The following is a 15,212-nucleotide window of genomic DNA, read 5'->3' on the forward strand; positions in this document are numbered from 1 at the left end:
AGAGAAGTGCATGACGCAAGTCACGGTGAAACAACTGGCCGATGAGGTCAAAACACCGGTAGAGCGCCTGTTGCAGCAGATGCGTGAGGCAGGTCTGCCGCACACCGCCGCCGAGGAACATGTGACCGACAGTGAGAAGCAGTCCCTGCTGACTCACCTGAAGAGCAGTCACAAGGCGAAAGTGGAAGAACCGCGCAAGATCACTCTGCAGCGTAAAACCACCAGCACCCTGCGTGTTGCCGGTAGCAAAAGCATCAGCGTTGAAGTACGCAAGAAGAAAGTCTTCGTACAGCGCAGCCCGGAAGAAATCGAAGCCGAGCGCAAACGCGAACAGGAAGAACGTCGCGCAGTAGAAAATGCTGCTCGTCAGAAGGCTGAAGAAGAAGCCAAGCGTCGCGCCGAAGAAGAAGCGCGTCGCCAGCCTGCTGCTGCGCAAGCCGCTCCGGTAGAAGCCGTCGAGGCTGCTGCCCCGGTAGCCGAACCTGTGCGCGAAGCGGCTCCAGTCGTGGCTGCGGCTGCGGCGCCTGCCGATACTCGCAAGCGCGACGAACAGCGTCGTCCGGACAAACCACGTGCCGACGACAACCGTCGTGGCAGTGGCGATGGTGAGCGCAAGAACGCTCCTCATCGTGCTTCGGTCAAGGAAAAGGCGCCAGCACCCCGTGTTGCGCCACGTACCACCGACGAAGAAAGCGACGGCTTCCGTCGTGGCGGTCGCGGCAAGGCCAAGCTGAAGAAACGCAACGCCCACGGTTTCCAGAGCCCTACCGGCCCTGTCGTGCGTGAAGTGAAGATCGGCGAGACCATCACTGTGGGCGATCTGGCCCAGCAGATGTCGGTCAAGGCTGCTGAAATCATCAAGTTCATGTTCAAGCTGGGTACGCCAGCCACTATCAACCAGGTACTGGACCAGGAAACTGCCCAACTGGTTGCTGAAGAGCTGGGCCACAAAGTGACCCTGGTCAGCGACACCGCCCTGGAAGATTCCCTGGCCGAGTCCCTGAAGTTTGAAGGTGAGGCGGTTTCCCGTGCGCCGGTCGTGACCGTCATGGGCCACGTCGACCACGGTAAAACCTCCCTGCTCGACTATATTCGTCGTGCGAAGGTTGCGGCAGGTGAGGCTGGCGGTATTACCCAGCACATCGGCGCCTACCACGTTGAAACCGACCGCGGCATGGTGACGTTCCTTGACACCCCTGGTCACGCCGCGTTTACCGCGATGCGTGCCCGTGGTGCCAAGGCGACCGACATCGTGATCCTGGTGGTTGCAGCGGACGACGGCGTGATGCCGCAAACCATCGAAGCCGTTCAGCATGCCAAGGCAGCTGGTGTGCCGCTGGTGGTTGCGGTGAACAAGATCGACAAGCCGGGCGCCGATCTCGATCGCATCCGCAGTGAACTGTCGGTCCACGGCGTGACCTCCGAAGAGTGGGGTGGCGACACTCCATTCGTTCCGGTCTCGGCGAAGATGGGTACCGGCGTTGACGAACTGCTCGAAGCCGTTCTGTTGCAAGCCGAGGTTCTGGAATTGACCGCTACGCCTTCGGCTCCAGGCCGTGGTGTGGTTGTCGAGTCTCGCCTCGACAAGGGCCGTGGCCCGGTTGCGACCGTTCTGGTCCAGGACGGTACGCTGCGTCAAGGCGACATGGTGCTGGTCGGCTCGAACTATGGCCGCGTGCGCGCCATGCTCGACGAGAACGGCAAGCCAATCAAGGAAGCCGGTCCGGCTATCCCGGTCGAGATCCTCGGCCTGGACGGTACTCCGGATGCTGGCGACGAGATGAGCGTTGTGGCTGACGAGAAGAAAGCCCGTGAAGTGGCTCTGTTCCGTCAAGGCAAGTTCCGCGAAGTCAAACTGGCTCGTGCTCACGCCGGCAAGCTGGAAAACATCTTCGAGAACATGGGGCAGGAAGAGAAGAAGACGCTCAACATCGTCCTCAAATCCGACGTCCGTGGTTCGCTCGAAGCGTTGAACGGCGCCTTGAATGGCCTGGGTAACGACGAAGTGCAAGTGCGTGTGGTCGGTGGCGGTGTCGGTGGTATCACCGAATCCGACGCCAACCTGGCACTGGCTTCCAACGCTGTACTGTTCGGCTTCAACGTGCGTGCCGATGCCGGCGCTCGCAAGATCGTCGAGCAGGAAGGCCTGGATATGCGTTACTACAACGTGATCTACGACATCATCGAAGACGTCAAGAAAGCGTTGACCGGTATGCTGGGCAGCGACGTCCGGGAGAACATCCTGGGTGTGGCCGAAGTTCGCGACGTGTTCCGTTCGCCGAAGTTTGGTGCCATCGCCGGTTGCATGGTGATCGAGGGTGTTGTTCACCGTAACCGTCCGATCCGTGTACTGCGTGAAGACATCGTGATCTTCGAAGGCGAGCTGGAATCCCTGCGCCGCTTCAAGGATGACGCTTCCGAAGTGCGTGCCGGCATGGAATGCGGTATTGGCGTCAAGAGCTACAACGACGTCAAGGTCGGCGACAAGATCGAAGTCTTCGAGAAGGTCCAGGTTGCTCGCAGCCTCTGACTCGCGCACTTCAAGAGCCGCGCCGGGTAGCCGCATGAACATGCGCTGCCGGGCTGGCGGACTCTAAACGCAACGCCCGGTCTGGCTTTTGCCAGGCCGGGCGTTTGCCGCTTTCAGACCTCGCGGGTTTCACCGTGGGGCAGTAACAGGTAACAAGACATGGCAAAAGAATACAGCCGTACCCAACGAATCGGCGATCAGATGCAGCGTGAGCTGGCCCAACTGATCCGTCGCGAAGTCAAAGACCCGCGCGTCGGCCTGGTCACCATTACCGCAGTGGAAGTCAGCCGTGACGTTGGTCACGCCAAGATTTTCATCACTGTGATGGGCCAGGACAGCGCCGAAGAAATCGCCCAGAGCATCAAGGTGCTCAACTCGGCCGCCGGCTTCCTGCGTATGCAGCTGGCCCGGGAAATGAAGCTGCGCAGCGTTCCACAGCTGCACTTCCACTACGACGAAAGCGTCGTGCGTGGTGCGCATCTGTCGGCCCTGATCGAACGCGCCGTGGCTGAAGACAGTCAGCACCCGGTTGCGGCTGAACCCGAAGACACCAAGGAGTAATCGGTGGCTCAGGTCAAACGTATCCGTCGTAACGTCAGCGGTATCATCCTGCTCGACAAGCCGCTGGGGTTCACGTCCAACGCGGCGTTGCAGAAGGTTCGCTGGCTGCTCAATGCTGAAAAGGCCGGGCACACCGGTAGCCTCGATCCGCTGGCCACCGGCGTACTGCCGCTGTGCTTTGGCGAGGCGACCAAGTTTTCCCAGTACCTGCTCGATTCCGACAAGGGCTATGAGACCCTGGCGCAACTGGGCAAGACCACCACCACGGCGGATGCCGAAGGTGAGGTTTTGCTCGAGCGCCCGGTGACCGTTGGTCAGGCCGATATCGAAGCGGTTTTGCCGAAATTTCGCGGGAAAATCAGTCAGATACCGCCGATGTACTCGGCTCTGAAGCGTGATGGCCAGCCGCTGTATAAACTGGCTCGTGCAGGCGAAGTAGTGGAGCGTGAACCGCGTTCTGTTACTATTGCGCGCTTGGAATTGCTGGCCTTTGACGGTAATACTGCGCGGCTGGCCGTGGATTGCAGCAAGGGCACCTATATCCGCACCCTGGTGGAGGATATTGGTGAACAGCTCGGCTGTGGCGCGTACGTGGCAGAATTGCGACGGACCCAGGCCGGGCCTTTCACGTTGGCCCAGACGGTCACGTTGGAAGAGCTTGAAGCGGTACATGCCGAAGGCGGCAACGAAGCGGTCGACCGTTTCCTGATGCCATCGGACAGCGGCTTGCTGGATTGGCCGCTGTTGCAATTCTCGGAACACAGTGCGTTCTACTGGCTCAACGGCCAGCCGGTACGTGCCCCGGATGCGCCGAAGTTCGGCATGGTCCGGGTGCAGGATCATAACGGTCGCTTCATCGGTATCGGTGAAGTGAGCGAAGACGGGCGCATTGCGCCGCGTCGACTGATTCGGTCGGAATGACCGGAACCAGCCTGCGTAACAGCAGGTTGGCGAGTGTGGCTGTTAACAGGCACGGTCACTACTCATTTATAGATACAGGGATTTGTCCCTGGCCTGTTGAAGCTGTTTCCTTGAAACAGTTTCCTGACTAAAAGGATTGCCTCATGGCTCTCGACGTTCAAGAAAAAGCTCAAATCGTAGCTGACTACCAGCAAGCTGTTGGTGACACTGGTTCGCCAGAAGTGCAAGTTGCACTGCTGACCCACAACATCAACAAACTGCAAGGTCACTTCAAGGCCAACGGTAAAGATCACCACTCCCGTCGTGGTCTGATCCGCATGGTAAACCAGCGTCGTAAGCTGCTGGACTACCTGAAAGGCAAGGACGTGAGCCGTTACAGCGCTCTGATCGCTCGCCTGGGTCTGCGTCGCTAATCAGCGATTGCGCTAGAGGTTGGTGGTCTGTCGTACGTCAGTGGGTTTCCCGCTGGCGCATGGCAGGCTCCCAGCCTCAAGTTTTATCTGGATACACGTTTTACCCTGGACAGGCGTCGGGCCGATTCCCGCCATTGCCCAAGAATTTCGCAAGAAGACAAGTTCCCCAAGAGCCACAAAGAAGGTAGGACACCGTGAACCCGGTAATCAAAAAATTCCAGTTCGGTCAGTCGACCGTTACCCTCGAGACTGGCCGTATCGCCCGTCAGGCCTCCGGCGCAGTGCTGGTCACCGTTGACGACGACGTCAGCGTATTGGTGACCGTTGTCGGTGCCAAGCAAGCCGATCCAGGCAAGGGCTTCTTCCCTCTGTCTGTTCACTACCAGGAAAAGACTTACGCTGCCGGTAAGATCCCCGGCGGTTTCTTCAAGCGCGAAGGCCGTCCTTCCGAGAAAGAAACCCTGACTTCCCGACTGATCGACCGTCCGATCCGTCCGCTGTTCCCAGAAGGCTTCATGAACGAAGTGCAGGTTGTCTGCACCGTCGTGTCCACCAGCAAGAAAACCGATCCGGACATCGCTGCGATGATCGGTACCTCGGCTGCCCTGGCGATCTCCGGCATTCCTTTCGATGGCCCGATCGGCGCTGCCCGCGTTGCGTTCCACGAAAGCACCGGCTACCTGCTGAACCCGACTTACGAGCAACTGAAGGCCTCGAGCCTGGACATGGTCGTGGCCGGTACTTCCGAAGCCGTGCTGATGGTTGAATCCGAAGCCAAAGAGCTGACCGAAGACCAGATGCTGGGCGCCGTGCTGTTCGCCCACGACGAGTTCCAGGTGGTGATCAACGCCGTCAAGGAACTGGCCGCCGAAGCTGCCAAGCCAACCTGGACCTGGGCTCCGCAAGCCGAAGCCACCGAACTGCTGGGCGCGATCCGTGCCGAGTTCGGCGAAGCGATCTCCCAGGCCTACACCATCACCGTCAAGGCCGACCGTTATGCACGCCTGGGCGAGCTGAAAGACCAGGTCGTTGCCAAGCTGTCCGGCGAAGAAGGCCAGCCATCGGCCAGCGACGTCAAAGCCGCTTTCGGTGAAATCGAATACCGCACCGTTCGCGAAAACATCGTCAACGGCAAGCCACGTATCGACGGTCGCGACACCCGTACCGTACGTCCGCTGAACATCGAAGTCGGCGTTCTGCCAAAGACCCACGGTTCGGCACTGTTCACCCGTGGCGAAACCCAGGCGCTGGTCGTTGCAACACTGGGCACCGCCCGTGACGCGCAACTGCTGGACACCCTGGAAGGCGAAAAGAAAGACCCGTTCATGCTGCACTACAACTTCCCTCCGTTCTCGGTGGGCGAGTGTGGTCGCATGGGTGGCGCCGGTCGCCGCGAAATCGGTCACGGCCGTCTGGCCCGTCGTTCGGTCCAGGCCATGCTGCCTGCCGCTGACGTGTTCCCGTACACCATCCGCGTGGTATCGGAAATCACCGAGTCCAACGGTTCGAGCTCGATGGCTTCGGTCTGCGGCGCTTCCCTGGCCCTGATGGACGCCGGTGTGCCGATGAAGGCGCCGGTTGCCGGTATCGCCATGGGTCTGGTTAAAGAGGGCGAGAAATTCGCCGTCCTGACCGACATCCTGGGTGACGAAGATCACCTGGGCGACATGGACTTCAAAGTGGCCGGTACCGCCAAAGGCGTCACCGCACTGCAGATGGACATCAAGATCAAGGGCATCACCGAAGAGATCATGGAAATCGCCCTGGGCCAGGCCCTGGAAGCGCGCCTGAACATCCTCGGTCAGATGAACCAGATCATCGGTCAGTCCCGTACCGAACTGTCGGAAAACGCTCCGACCATGATCGCGATGAAAATCGACACCGACAAAATCCGTGATGTCATCGGTAAAGGCGGCGCGACCATCCGTGCGATCTGCGAAGAAACCAAGGCTTCGATCGACATCGAAGACGACGGTTCGATCAAGATCTTCGGCGAAACCAAGGAAGCGGCAGAAGCAGCACGCCAGCGCGTCCTGGGTATCACCGCAGAAGCCGAGATCGGCAAGATCTACGTCGGCAAGGTTGAGCGCATCGTCGACTTCGGCGCGTTCGTCAACATCCTGCCGGGCAAGGACGGTCTGGTTCACATCTCCATGCTGAGCGATGCTCGCGTCGAGAAAGTGACCGACATCCTCAAAGAAGGCCAGGAAGTGGAAGTGCTGGTACTGGACGTGGACAACCGCGGCCGTATCAAACTGTCCATCAAGGACGTCGCAGCAGCCAAGGCATCGGGCGTTTAATCACCCCGTAGCCTAACCGCTGAACAAGCAAACGCCCCGACTGGTTCGGGGCGTTTTGCTGTGCGGTGAAAATCCCTGTGTCGCGGGTTGCCTGGCCACAGGGGACGGTGCTAGGTTTAGCCACCGCCCGTGTAGCTCAGTCGGTAGAGCAGCGCACTCGTAACGCGAAGGTCGCAGGTTCGATTCCTGTCTCGGGCACCATCCCCCTCGTTATTTCACTTTCCTGCTCAGCTCCTCGACCGTGCGTTTGAGCTGATCCATCTCGCGATCCTGATCGCTGAGCTCCCGTTTCAGGGACGAGATCTCGCTGTTGCTCGAACTCGAACTGGAGCCGCTATTGCGCTTGAGTTCTTCCACTTGCTTGCCCAGATCGTTCAGGTCGCGTTCCTGTTCCTTGATGGTGCGTTTGAGCTCGTCAATTTCCTTGCTACTGGAGGTGGAACTGGAGCCACTGTTGCGCTTGAGCTCTTCGATCTGGCGGGCCTGCTCGCTGAGGGTGCGTTTCTGGCTTTCCAGTTCCTCGGCGTTGTTCTTCACGGTTTTTGGCAGGTTTTCCAAGGCGCTGACGCTGACGTTGGTCTTGACGAGTACGTACTTATCAAATCGATCATAACGAAGGGCAGGAATGGCGTCGTTGGAAGACGGCCCATCAGAGGAGACTTCAACAGCCGCTTGGGCAACGCAGGTCAAGGTCAGGCTGCCGAGCAGCAAGGTCGCGGTAGCAAGCCGGGTCAACGAACGTTTGGAAAAGCTGCGCATCACTGGGGTTCCTTGTGAAGTGCCGGCATGGCACATGGCTATGACTGGTTATTTTGACAGATGTTCCCAAGCTCCCCTGGTTTCTCAGGCGCATGTTTTTTTGTGGGATAGATGTAAAGAACCGTGTAAATCGTCGGCAAAACGTCCTATATTCAGTGCCTGCATGTGCATCGCCCAGCAGTTTTCAGATGATCCCCGAATGGTTCTGAAGGCCAGATAAACCGGGCTTCACACGGTTTTTTTGCGTCAGAGAGATCCTTGATGATCCAGATCCATCTTCCATTCCCCAGATCAACGAGAACGCCATGACTGTTAAAGAATTGACCCAGGAAGCCAGGCACGAAGAAGCGCTGAAGAAGTACGTGTTGGATGCGCCCCAGTTGCTGGAAGAGATCAAGGACTTGTCTGCCGACGATCAAAAAGACCAGATCCAATGGGCGTTCGAGGACGAGGCCGAAGCCCAGGGTCTGCAGCCTTGGGAGTTGACGCTCAAGTACACCAGCACACCTGAAGAATTCGAGACGCAGCGCCTTGCGTTGCACAAGGAAGCGGCCGAGGTGCTGGGTGTGGAATGGGATGAGTACTGCGAGATGAACAATCTGGTGGTCTGAAAAAAAACGCCAGCCTTGAAGGCTGGCGTTTTTTATTGTCAGAGGCTCAAGCGCATCGACAGATCCACTGCCTTCACATCCTTGGTCATCGCGCCGATCGAGATGTAGTCCACCCCAGTCTCGGCAATCGGGCGTAACGTGCTTTCGTTGATCCCGCCGCTGGCTTCCAGCTTCGCCTTGCCGCCATTGAGGCGTACGGCTTCACGCATGTCGTCCAGGCTCAGTTCGTCGAGCATGATGATGTCGGCGTTGGCCGCCAGCGCTTCTTTCAATTCCGCCAGGCTTTCCACTTCGACTTCCACCGGTTTGCCCGGGGCGATCTTGTGGGCGGCCGCGATGGCCTGGGCAATTCCGCCGCAGGCGGCGATGTGGTTTTCCTTGATCAGGAAGGCATCGTACAGGCCGATGCGGTGGTTGTGGCAGCCACCGCAGGTGACCGCGTACTTCTGGGCCAGGCGCAACCCGGGCAGGGTCTTGCGGGTGTCCAGCAGCTTGACCTGGGTACCGGCGACAAAGTCGGCCAGGTAACGGGCCCGCGTGGCAACGCCGGAAAGCATTTGCAGGAAGTTCAGCGCGCTGCGTTCGCCGGTCAGCAGCGAACGGGCCGGGCCTTCCAGGTGGAACAGCACTTGATCGGGGTTGACCCGGTCGCCGTCGCGCACTTGCCAATGCACCGCGACACGCGGGTCCAGTTGCCGGAACACGGCATCGACCCAGGCCGTTCCACTGATGATCGCCGCGTCGCGGGTAATGATGGTGGCCTTGGCCAGGCGTTCGGCGGGGATCAGTTGCGCGGTGATGTCGCCGCTGCCGATGTCTTCAAGCAACGCACGGCGCACGTTGGCTTCGATTTCGGCGGTCAGATCGGCGAGACGTAGATTCGGCATAACGGGCTCCACAAACAAAGTGGCCTGATTATAGGGTGTCGAAACCTGCATTTGGTCGCGTCCTCGCAACATTTCCTCATTTCCCGGGTCACTTATTGCGCCGTATTTCGAGATGGATCACAGAGTGTGCTGGTACGACAGGGTTGTTTTACCCGATAATCCGCCTTTGGATTGACGTCATAGCTTTGACGTTGCGAGCCGAAGAAAGCCGTTTCAGGAGGCCAGGATGCACAACGACGGGAATGTAGTGCCTTTGCACAAGGCGTCTACCGATCAGGCGAATCATTCGTCGCTCGCCCGCCTGCCTGTGATTCTGCTTCAGGTTCGCGACAAGGCCGCCCAGCAGTTGCGCCTGGGCCTGCAAGGGCTGTTCGATAACGCCGACGACACCTTGTTTGAAATGGCCGATCGGGCGCGCGACGACGTCGAGCAGAACCTGTACTTCGAGGCCATGCGTGACCTGCGCCTGAAGCGCAAAAGCATTGAACGTGAATTCATCGAGCAGTTTTTCGAGACCTTCGTCAGCCTTGCCCAGTACGACCTGACCCACACCACCTTGGCGCCCACCCTGGCGCCGGACAACCAAGCCCAGCGCTCCCAGGACGAGCTGGAGCGCCATTTGGCTGTCGAGGCGATGGTCACTCGGGTGCTCAGGCGCGATGGCGTGGCGCTGGAGCAACTGACGGCCCGGCTCGGTGCGCTGCTGGGCCGACCGCTGGCCAATCAGCACAATCCCCTGAGCCCGGCACTGCTGTGCGAGAAGTTCCTGCAGGCCGGGCGCAACCTGGGCGTGGGCATCAAGGTCAAGCTGATCCTGCTCAAGCTGTTCGAGCGCTATGTGCTTAGCGATTGCGATCAACTCTATACCGAGGCCAACCAGTTGCTGGCCGCCACAGGCGTGCTGCCGGAGCTCAAGGTTACGCCGGCGCGCCGGGCATCGGATCGCCCCGAGGAAACTCCCAGGCCCAACGCCGAGATCGCTGACAAGCCCGGCGATGCCGAGGTCGATCACAGCGTGCAGGAAGTGTTCGCCGCCTTGCAGAAACTGTTGATGCAGGTGCGTGGCAGCGTGGCGCCAACCCTGGAACCCAGCGTACCGCCCCAGCCGATTTCTACCCGTGACCTGCTACGGTTGCTCTCTCATTTGCAGCAATACGTACCGGCACCTACCGTTCACGACGAGTTCGATTTGCGTAGCCAGCTCGAACAACTCCTGACTCGGGTCAGCGTGCGCAGTGGCAAGTCCCGGGTGGTCGAAGGCGCCGATGAAGACGTGATCAACCTGATCTCGATGATGTTCGAATTCATCCTCGACGATCACAACCTGCCAGACTCGTTCAAGGCCCTGATCGGCCGCCTGCAAATCCCGATGCTCAAGGTCGCGGTGCAGGACAAGAGTTTCTTCAGCCGCGGCAACCATCCGGCCCGGCGGCTGCTTAACGAAATCGCGGCCGCGGCCATGGGCTGGGGCGATTGCGACGACCATCAGCGCGACAGCCTGTACCTGCGCATCGAGCAGGTGGTGCAGCGCCTGCTGAACGACTTCGTCGATGACCCGGCGATTTTCTCCGAGCTGTTGGCCGATTTCCTGGCCTTCACCAGTGACGAGCGCCGCCGCAGCGAATTGCTTGAACAGCGTATTCGCGACGCCGAAGAGGGCCGGGCCAAGGCCGAACTGGCGCGCCATCGCGTTGAAGGGGCGCTGAACCAGGTGATGTTGGGCAAAGTCTTGCCGCAAGCCGTGGTGGAGTTCGTGCAACACGCCTGGAGCCAAGTGTTGCTGCTGACGTGCTTCAAGCATGGCAAGTATTCCGCCGAATGGCAGGCCGACGTCTTGACCCTGGAACAATTGATCTGGAGCGTCCAGCCTCACGACGAGCCCGACGCCGGTCTGCGTTTGCTGGCGATGGTGCCCGAATTGCTCAAGGCCCTGCGTGAAGGCCTGAGCCGCTCGGCGTTCGACCCGTTCGCCACCGGCGAGTTTTTCAGTGAGCTGGAAGTCCTGCATGTCCAGGCGCTCGAGCGCATGGGCCAGGCAACGGAGCAGGCCCAGTCGTTCGATTCACCGGTCATGGTCGAGGTGCTGGAAAAGATCGTCCTGCGTGCCCCGCAAAAATCGGCGGGGGAGAGCGTGGCGGTGCATTTGCCGGCAGATGATGTGGGCCTGCTGCAGGTCGACCAGTTGCACCTGGGGAGCTGGGTCGAGTTCCAGGAGGACGATGACAACACCCTGCGTTGCAAGCTGGCGGCGATCATCGAGGCCACCGGCAAGTATGTCTTCGTCAATCGCACCGGCCTCAAGGTGCTGGAGCATAGTCGCACCAGCCTGGCCCTGGAGTTTCGCCGGGGAGCGGCGCGGCTGTTGGACGACACCCTGTTGTTCGACCGCGCGCTGGAGTCGGTGCTGGGCAATCTGCGCCAGCTCAATCGCGGCAAGTGATCGCGCAGCCCGGTCCGATCACGGCATACTGGCGGCATTGAGCGTCGTCATCGAAGGAACCTGTATGCAGTTGGACTCCGCGAGCGGTTGGTGCGAGGGGGTGCGTCATTGCCCATCGCCCAACTTCAATGCGCGCCCGGAAGGCGAAATCTCCCTGCTGGTGATCCACAACATCAGCCTGCCACCGGCACAGTTCGCCACGGGCAAGGTGCAGGAATTCTTCCAGAATCGTCTGGATGTCACGGAACATCCCTACTTTATCGGTATCGCCGACCTGCGCGTTTCTGCGCATTTTCTGATCGAGCGTGACGGCGCCGTGACCCAGTTTGTCTCTTGTCTGGATCGCGCGTGGCATGCGGGTGTCTCGTGCTTCGAGGGGCGTGAGACCTGTAACGATTTTTCCCTGGGCATCGAGCTTGAGGGCACGGATGATCTGCCGTTCAGCGACGCGCAATATGTCGCACTGGTGGACCTGACCCGGCAGTTGCAAGCGGCGTTCAAGGCGATCACTGTGCAGCGTATCTGCGGGCACAGCGACATCGCACCGGGGCGCAAGACCGATCCGGGACCGGCATTTGACTGGGCGCGCTATCGTGCGGCCCTGACCGAAGGGGAAGGACAATGAGTTTTCTGGTGTTGCTGCTGGCCGTCTGGATCGAGAAGTTCTCGGCCTTGCGCCAGCGGGTCCAGCGTGACGGCGGTTGGCTGCACGAGCTGAACAAGCTCGAGGCGAGCCCGCGTTGGGTCAGCCGACCCTGGCTGGTGCTGACGCTGATGGTGGTGCTGCCCGTGGCGCTGCTAGCGTTGCTTTTGTGGGTGCTGGAGCCGGTGGCCTATGGTCTGCTGGCCCTGCCGGTGCATTTGCTGGTGGTGATCTACAGCCTGGGGCGTGGTGATCTGCTGGCCGGCCTCGGGCCGTTTCGCGACGCGTGGCGTCGGGAAGACCTGCAAGCGGCGGCCCATGTGGCCAAGCGCGACCTGGACATTGAAGCCGATGACGGTGAGCAGTTGCTGGAGCGGGTCCAGGGACATTTGTTGTGGCAGGCCTACCAGAGCTTTTTCGCGGTAATTTTCTGGTACTTCGTGTTGGGCCCGGTCGCCGCCCTGAGTTATCGACTGCTGGCGCTGGCCGCTGAGCACAGCCAGAACCCCGGCGTAGCCGAGCGGGCCGCACAAATGCGCCATGCCTTCGATTGGTTGCCGGTGCGGTTGCTGGCGGCGAGCTTCGCCCTGGTGGGCAATTTCGTCGCGGTCAGCCGGGTCATGCTGCATGAGCTGCTGAACTGGAACATCAGCGCCGCCGCCCTCATCGACAAAGTCGGCCTGGTGGCGGGCGAGATCCCCCGGCCCGTCGCCGGGCCGGACGGCATCAACAGCCTGGACCGTCTCTGGGAATTGTTGCTGCGTGCGGCGGTGCTCTGGTATGCCGGGTTTGCGTTGTGGACGGTGTTGGCCTGAGAACAACCAACACATTTCCTTGTGGCGAGGGATTCTGTGGGAGCAAGGCCTTGCTCCCACAGATAAATCCCCTCGCCACAGCTGAACCGTGTCAGTCCTTCTCGTTAACCTTAAGTTACAAATCTCCCCGCCGATTTAGGCTATACAGGGACAGCGCCCGAATAGTGGCTTTCTGCTGTCTCCGTGCGCGAGCTCATAACAATAAGAACACTACCGGGAGACTTCCTTGTGAAGAGTTTGCTCTGGCCCGCCGTCGCGCTGATGAACCGCCTGAGCTTCGGCATGAAGTTCAGCCTGATCAGCGTGCTGTTCCTGCTGCCCATGCTGGTGACCAACTTCTTTCTGGTGCGCGAGTCCTATCGGGAATTCCAGGGCACCCAAGTGGAGCTGCAAAGCCTCGACCTGCTGGGCAGCAGCCTGACCCTGCGCCGGGACCTGGAAACCCTCAATAACCTGGTGCAGATCAACGCCAGCCTGGGCCAATCCGGCAAGGCCGGTGATGTCGAAGCGAAGATCGGCAGCCTGGAACAACAGGTCCTCGCACGGCTGCAAGGCATGACGGCCATGGCCATCGAGCCTGAGCAGGTCAGTGCCTTCGAGGCCAAGCGCGACGAGATGATCGGTGCTTTCAAGGCCCAGCAGGCCGAAAGCTCCCTGCAGAGCAAAAGTGCGCTGATCGGCAAGTTGCTCAACAGCGCCCAGATGTTCGGCCAGATCATCGCCAGCCAGGCGGGGCTGAGCCGCGACAACCAGAGCGACATCCGCCAGCTCAGTGAGCTGATCATCGGCACGACCCCCAAGGTCACCCAGATTCTCGGCGAAGGCCGGGCTCTGGGCGCGTCCTCATTGGGGCTGGGGTTTCTCAACTCGGCGTCGAGCACCCGCTTCGACGAGTTGCTGGCGCAGATCGAAAAGCTCCAGGGCGAGTACGACTTGAAACTGCAGGACGCCCTCGGCTCCAGCCAGGCGGCTGGACAGACACTGGCCGCCCAGGCCAACGGGAGCAAGAGTGCCCTCAAGAAGGCCTCGGAACTGATCGAGGAGCAGGTGGTGATGGCCGACACCCTCGATGCGCCCTGGCCGGCATTCTATGAGCAGGTCAGCGGCCTGATGGAGCAGACCTATCGGCTGAACGAGGCGACCCAGGGCTTTCTTGGTGTGCAGTTGCAGCAGCGTTTGGAGCAGAACCGCAGCCACATGGTGCTGCAAGCCGTGGCGCTGGTGCTGGTGTTCCTGTTGATTTTTTACCTGTACGCCGGTTTCTACGCCTCGACCCGCACTACGCTCCAGCATTTGGGCCAGATGATGGACAAGGTGGCGGCGGGGGACATGACGGTCAATTTTGTTGCCCGCAGCAAAGACGAACTGGGTGAGCTGGGTGAAGTGTTCAACGGTACGGTGGCGAAGATCCATGACCTGATCGAACAGGTCGGCCGCACCGTCGCCGAAGTCGAACGCCAGGCCGGGCAGGTGGAAACGGTATCGGCTCAGAGCAACCAGGCCGTCGCCGGCCAGCGCAGCCAGATCGAACTGGTGGCCACGGCGATGAACCAGATGTCGGCCACGGCCCAGGAAGTGGCCCGCAGCGCCGCTGCCGCCGTGAGCAGCGCCCACAGCGTGAACGACGAAACCCTTAGTGGGCGCGGGTTGGTGGAGTCCCAGCAGGGCAGCATCGCCCGCTTGGCCAGCGAGATCGATCAGTCGGTGCAGGTGATCAATCAACTGGCGACCGACAGCCAGGCCATCAGTCGCGTGCTGGATGTGATCAAGAGCATCGCCGAGCAGACCAATCTGCTGGCCCTCAACGCCGCCATCGAAGCGGCCCGGGCCGGTGAACAGGGGCGCGGCTTTGCGGTGGTGGCCGATGAGGTGCGGACCCTGGCCAAGCGAACCCAGCAATCGACCGAAGAAATCGAAGCGATGATCACCCGCCTGCACGGTGGTGTCGGCGCCGCGGTCAAGGCGATGGGCACTAGCCATGAGATGGCCAGCGGCACGGTCAGCCAATCGGAAAAGGTCCAGCAGGCCCTGGAAAATATCCTTGGCGCCGTCGGCATGATCGTCGACCAGAACCAGCAGATCGCCGCCGCTGTGGAGCAGCAGACGGCCGTGGCCCATGACATCGACCAGAACATCGTCGAAATCAACCGCGCCGGCGAACGCACCGCCGAAGGTGCCCATCAGACCGAAGACGCCAGCCGTGCACTGTCCGCCCAGGTGGTGCAGCTCAAGCAGTTGATCAATGCGTTTCGGGTGTGATTGCCGCTGATTCACCGCAGGTTCAGTGTGGGAGCGAGCTTGGTGGGAGCAAGGCTTGCCCGCGATGAAAACA

General features: G+C 60.4%; 11 protein-coding genes, 1 tRNA gene and 1 pseudogene. 11 read left to right on the top strand and 2 right to left on the bottom strand.

Translation table 11 applies throughout. The features are described 5' to 3' along the window. Positions 1-10: 10 nt before the first annotated feature. The 6 genes from infB (at position 11) to Q7F16_RS04985 (ending at position 6,926) form a co-directional block, all read left to right on the top strand. Positions 11-2,530, top strand: a complete 2,520-nt coding sequence (infB, locus tag Q7F16_RS04960) for a translation initiation factor IF-2 (protein WP_014336576.1) — start codon at positions 11-13, stop codon at positions 2,528-2,530. Between the two features lie 159 nt (positions 2,531-2,689). Then, positions 2,690-3,091: a 30S ribosome-binding factor RbfA gene (gene rbfA, locus Q7F16_RS04965; protein ID WP_003177871.1), complete on the top strand. Its 402-nt coding sequence runs from the start codon at positions 2,690-2,692 to the stop codon at positions 3,089-3,091. A gap of 3 nt (positions 3,092-3,094) precedes the next feature. Beyond that, on the top strand, positions 3,095-4,012 hold the full coding sequence (gene truB, locus Q7F16_RS04970; RefSeq protein WP_409555977.1) for a tRNA pseudouridine(55) synthase TruB: 918 nt from the start codon (positions 3,095-3,097) through the stop codon (positions 4,010-4,012). Positions 4,013-4,155: 143 nt separating this feature from the next. Then, on the top strand, positions 4,156-4,425 hold the full coding sequence (gene rpsO / locus Q7F16_RS04975; RefSeq protein WP_003197723.1) for a 30S ribosomal protein S15: 270 nt from the start codon (positions 4,156-4,158) through the stop codon (positions 4,423-4,425). Between the two features lie 194 nt (positions 4,426-4,619). Next, the gene (gene pnp / locus Q7F16_RS04980) at positions 4,620-6,725 is read left to right on the top strand and encodes a polyribonucleotide nucleotidyltransferase (RefSeq protein WP_003197725.1); all 2,106 of its coding nucleotides are present in this window, start codon (positions 4,620-4,622) and stop codon (positions 6,723-6,725) included. Between the two features lie 125 nt (positions 6,726-6,850). After that, a tRNA-Thr gene (locus tag Q7F16_RS04985) sits at positions 6,851-6,926 on the top strand. Positions 6,927-6,935: 9 nt separating this feature from the next. On the opposite strand, the gene Q7F16_RS04990 is transcribed toward Q7F16_RS04985, so the two are convergent. After that, entirely contained in the window at positions 6,936-7,484 is a 549-nt protein-coding gene (locus Q7F16_RS04990) for a hypothetical protein (protein ID WP_409555976.1), read from the bottom strand. 305 nt (positions 7,485-7,789) lie between these two features. Here Q7F16_RS04990 and Q7F16_RS04995 point away from each other — a divergent pair, with 305 nt between their 5' ends. Continuing rightward, positions 7,790-8,095, top strand: a complete 306-nt coding sequence (locus Q7F16_RS04995; RefSeq protein WP_003197729.1) for a DUF6388 family protein — start codon at positions 7,790-7,792, stop codon at positions 8,093-8,095. 38 nt (positions 8,096-8,133) lie between these two features. Here Q7F16_RS04995 and nadC read toward each other — a convergent pair whose 3' ends face one another. Further along, positions 8,134-8,982, bottom strand: coding sequence for a carboxylating nicotinate-nucleotide diphosphorylase (gene nadC, locus Q7F16_RS05000; RefSeq protein ID WP_046063151.1), 849 nt, complete (start codon positions 8,980-8,982; stop codon positions 8,134-8,136). A 226-nt stretch (positions 8,983-9,208) separates the two neighbouring features. Here nadC and Q7F16_RS05005 point away from each other — a divergent pair, with 226 nt between their 5' ends. The 4 genes and pseudogenes from Q7F16_RS05005 to Q7F16_RS05020 form a co-directional block, all read left to right on the top strand. Beyond that, positions 9,209-11,422, top strand: a complete 2,214-nt coding sequence (locus tag Q7F16_RS05005) for a DUF1631 domain-containing protein (protein ID WP_409555975.1) — start codon at positions 9,209-9,211, stop codon at positions 11,420-11,422. Positions 11,423-11,486: 64 nt separating this feature from the next. Continuing rightward, entirely contained in the window at positions 11,487-12,047 is a 561-nt protein-coding gene (gene ampD / locus Q7F16_RS05010) for a 1,6-anhydro-N-acetylmuramyl-L-alanine amidase AmpD (protein WP_409555974.1), read from the top strand. Beyond that, positions 12,044-12,880, top strand: coding sequence for a regulatory signaling modulator protein AmpE (gene ampE, locus Q7F16_RS05015; protein WP_409555973.1), 837 nt, complete (start codon positions 12,044-12,046; stop codon positions 12,878-12,880). Before ampD ends, ampE begins: the two co-directional genes overlap by 4 nt. A gap of 1,686 nt (positions 12,881-14,566) precedes the next feature. After that, positions 14,567-15,139: pseudogene (locus tag Q7F16_RS05020) on the top strand (methyl-accepting chemotaxis protein); the annotation flags it as partial. Between the last annotated feature and the right edge of the window lie 73 nt (positions 15,140-15,212).

It is taken from the genome of Pseudomonas sp. Lb2C2 (assembly GCF_052112205.1).
Classification (GTDB): domain Bacteria; phylum Pseudomonadota; class Gammaproteobacteria; order Pseudomonadales; family Pseudomonadaceae; genus Aquipseudomonas; species Aquipseudomonas kilonensis.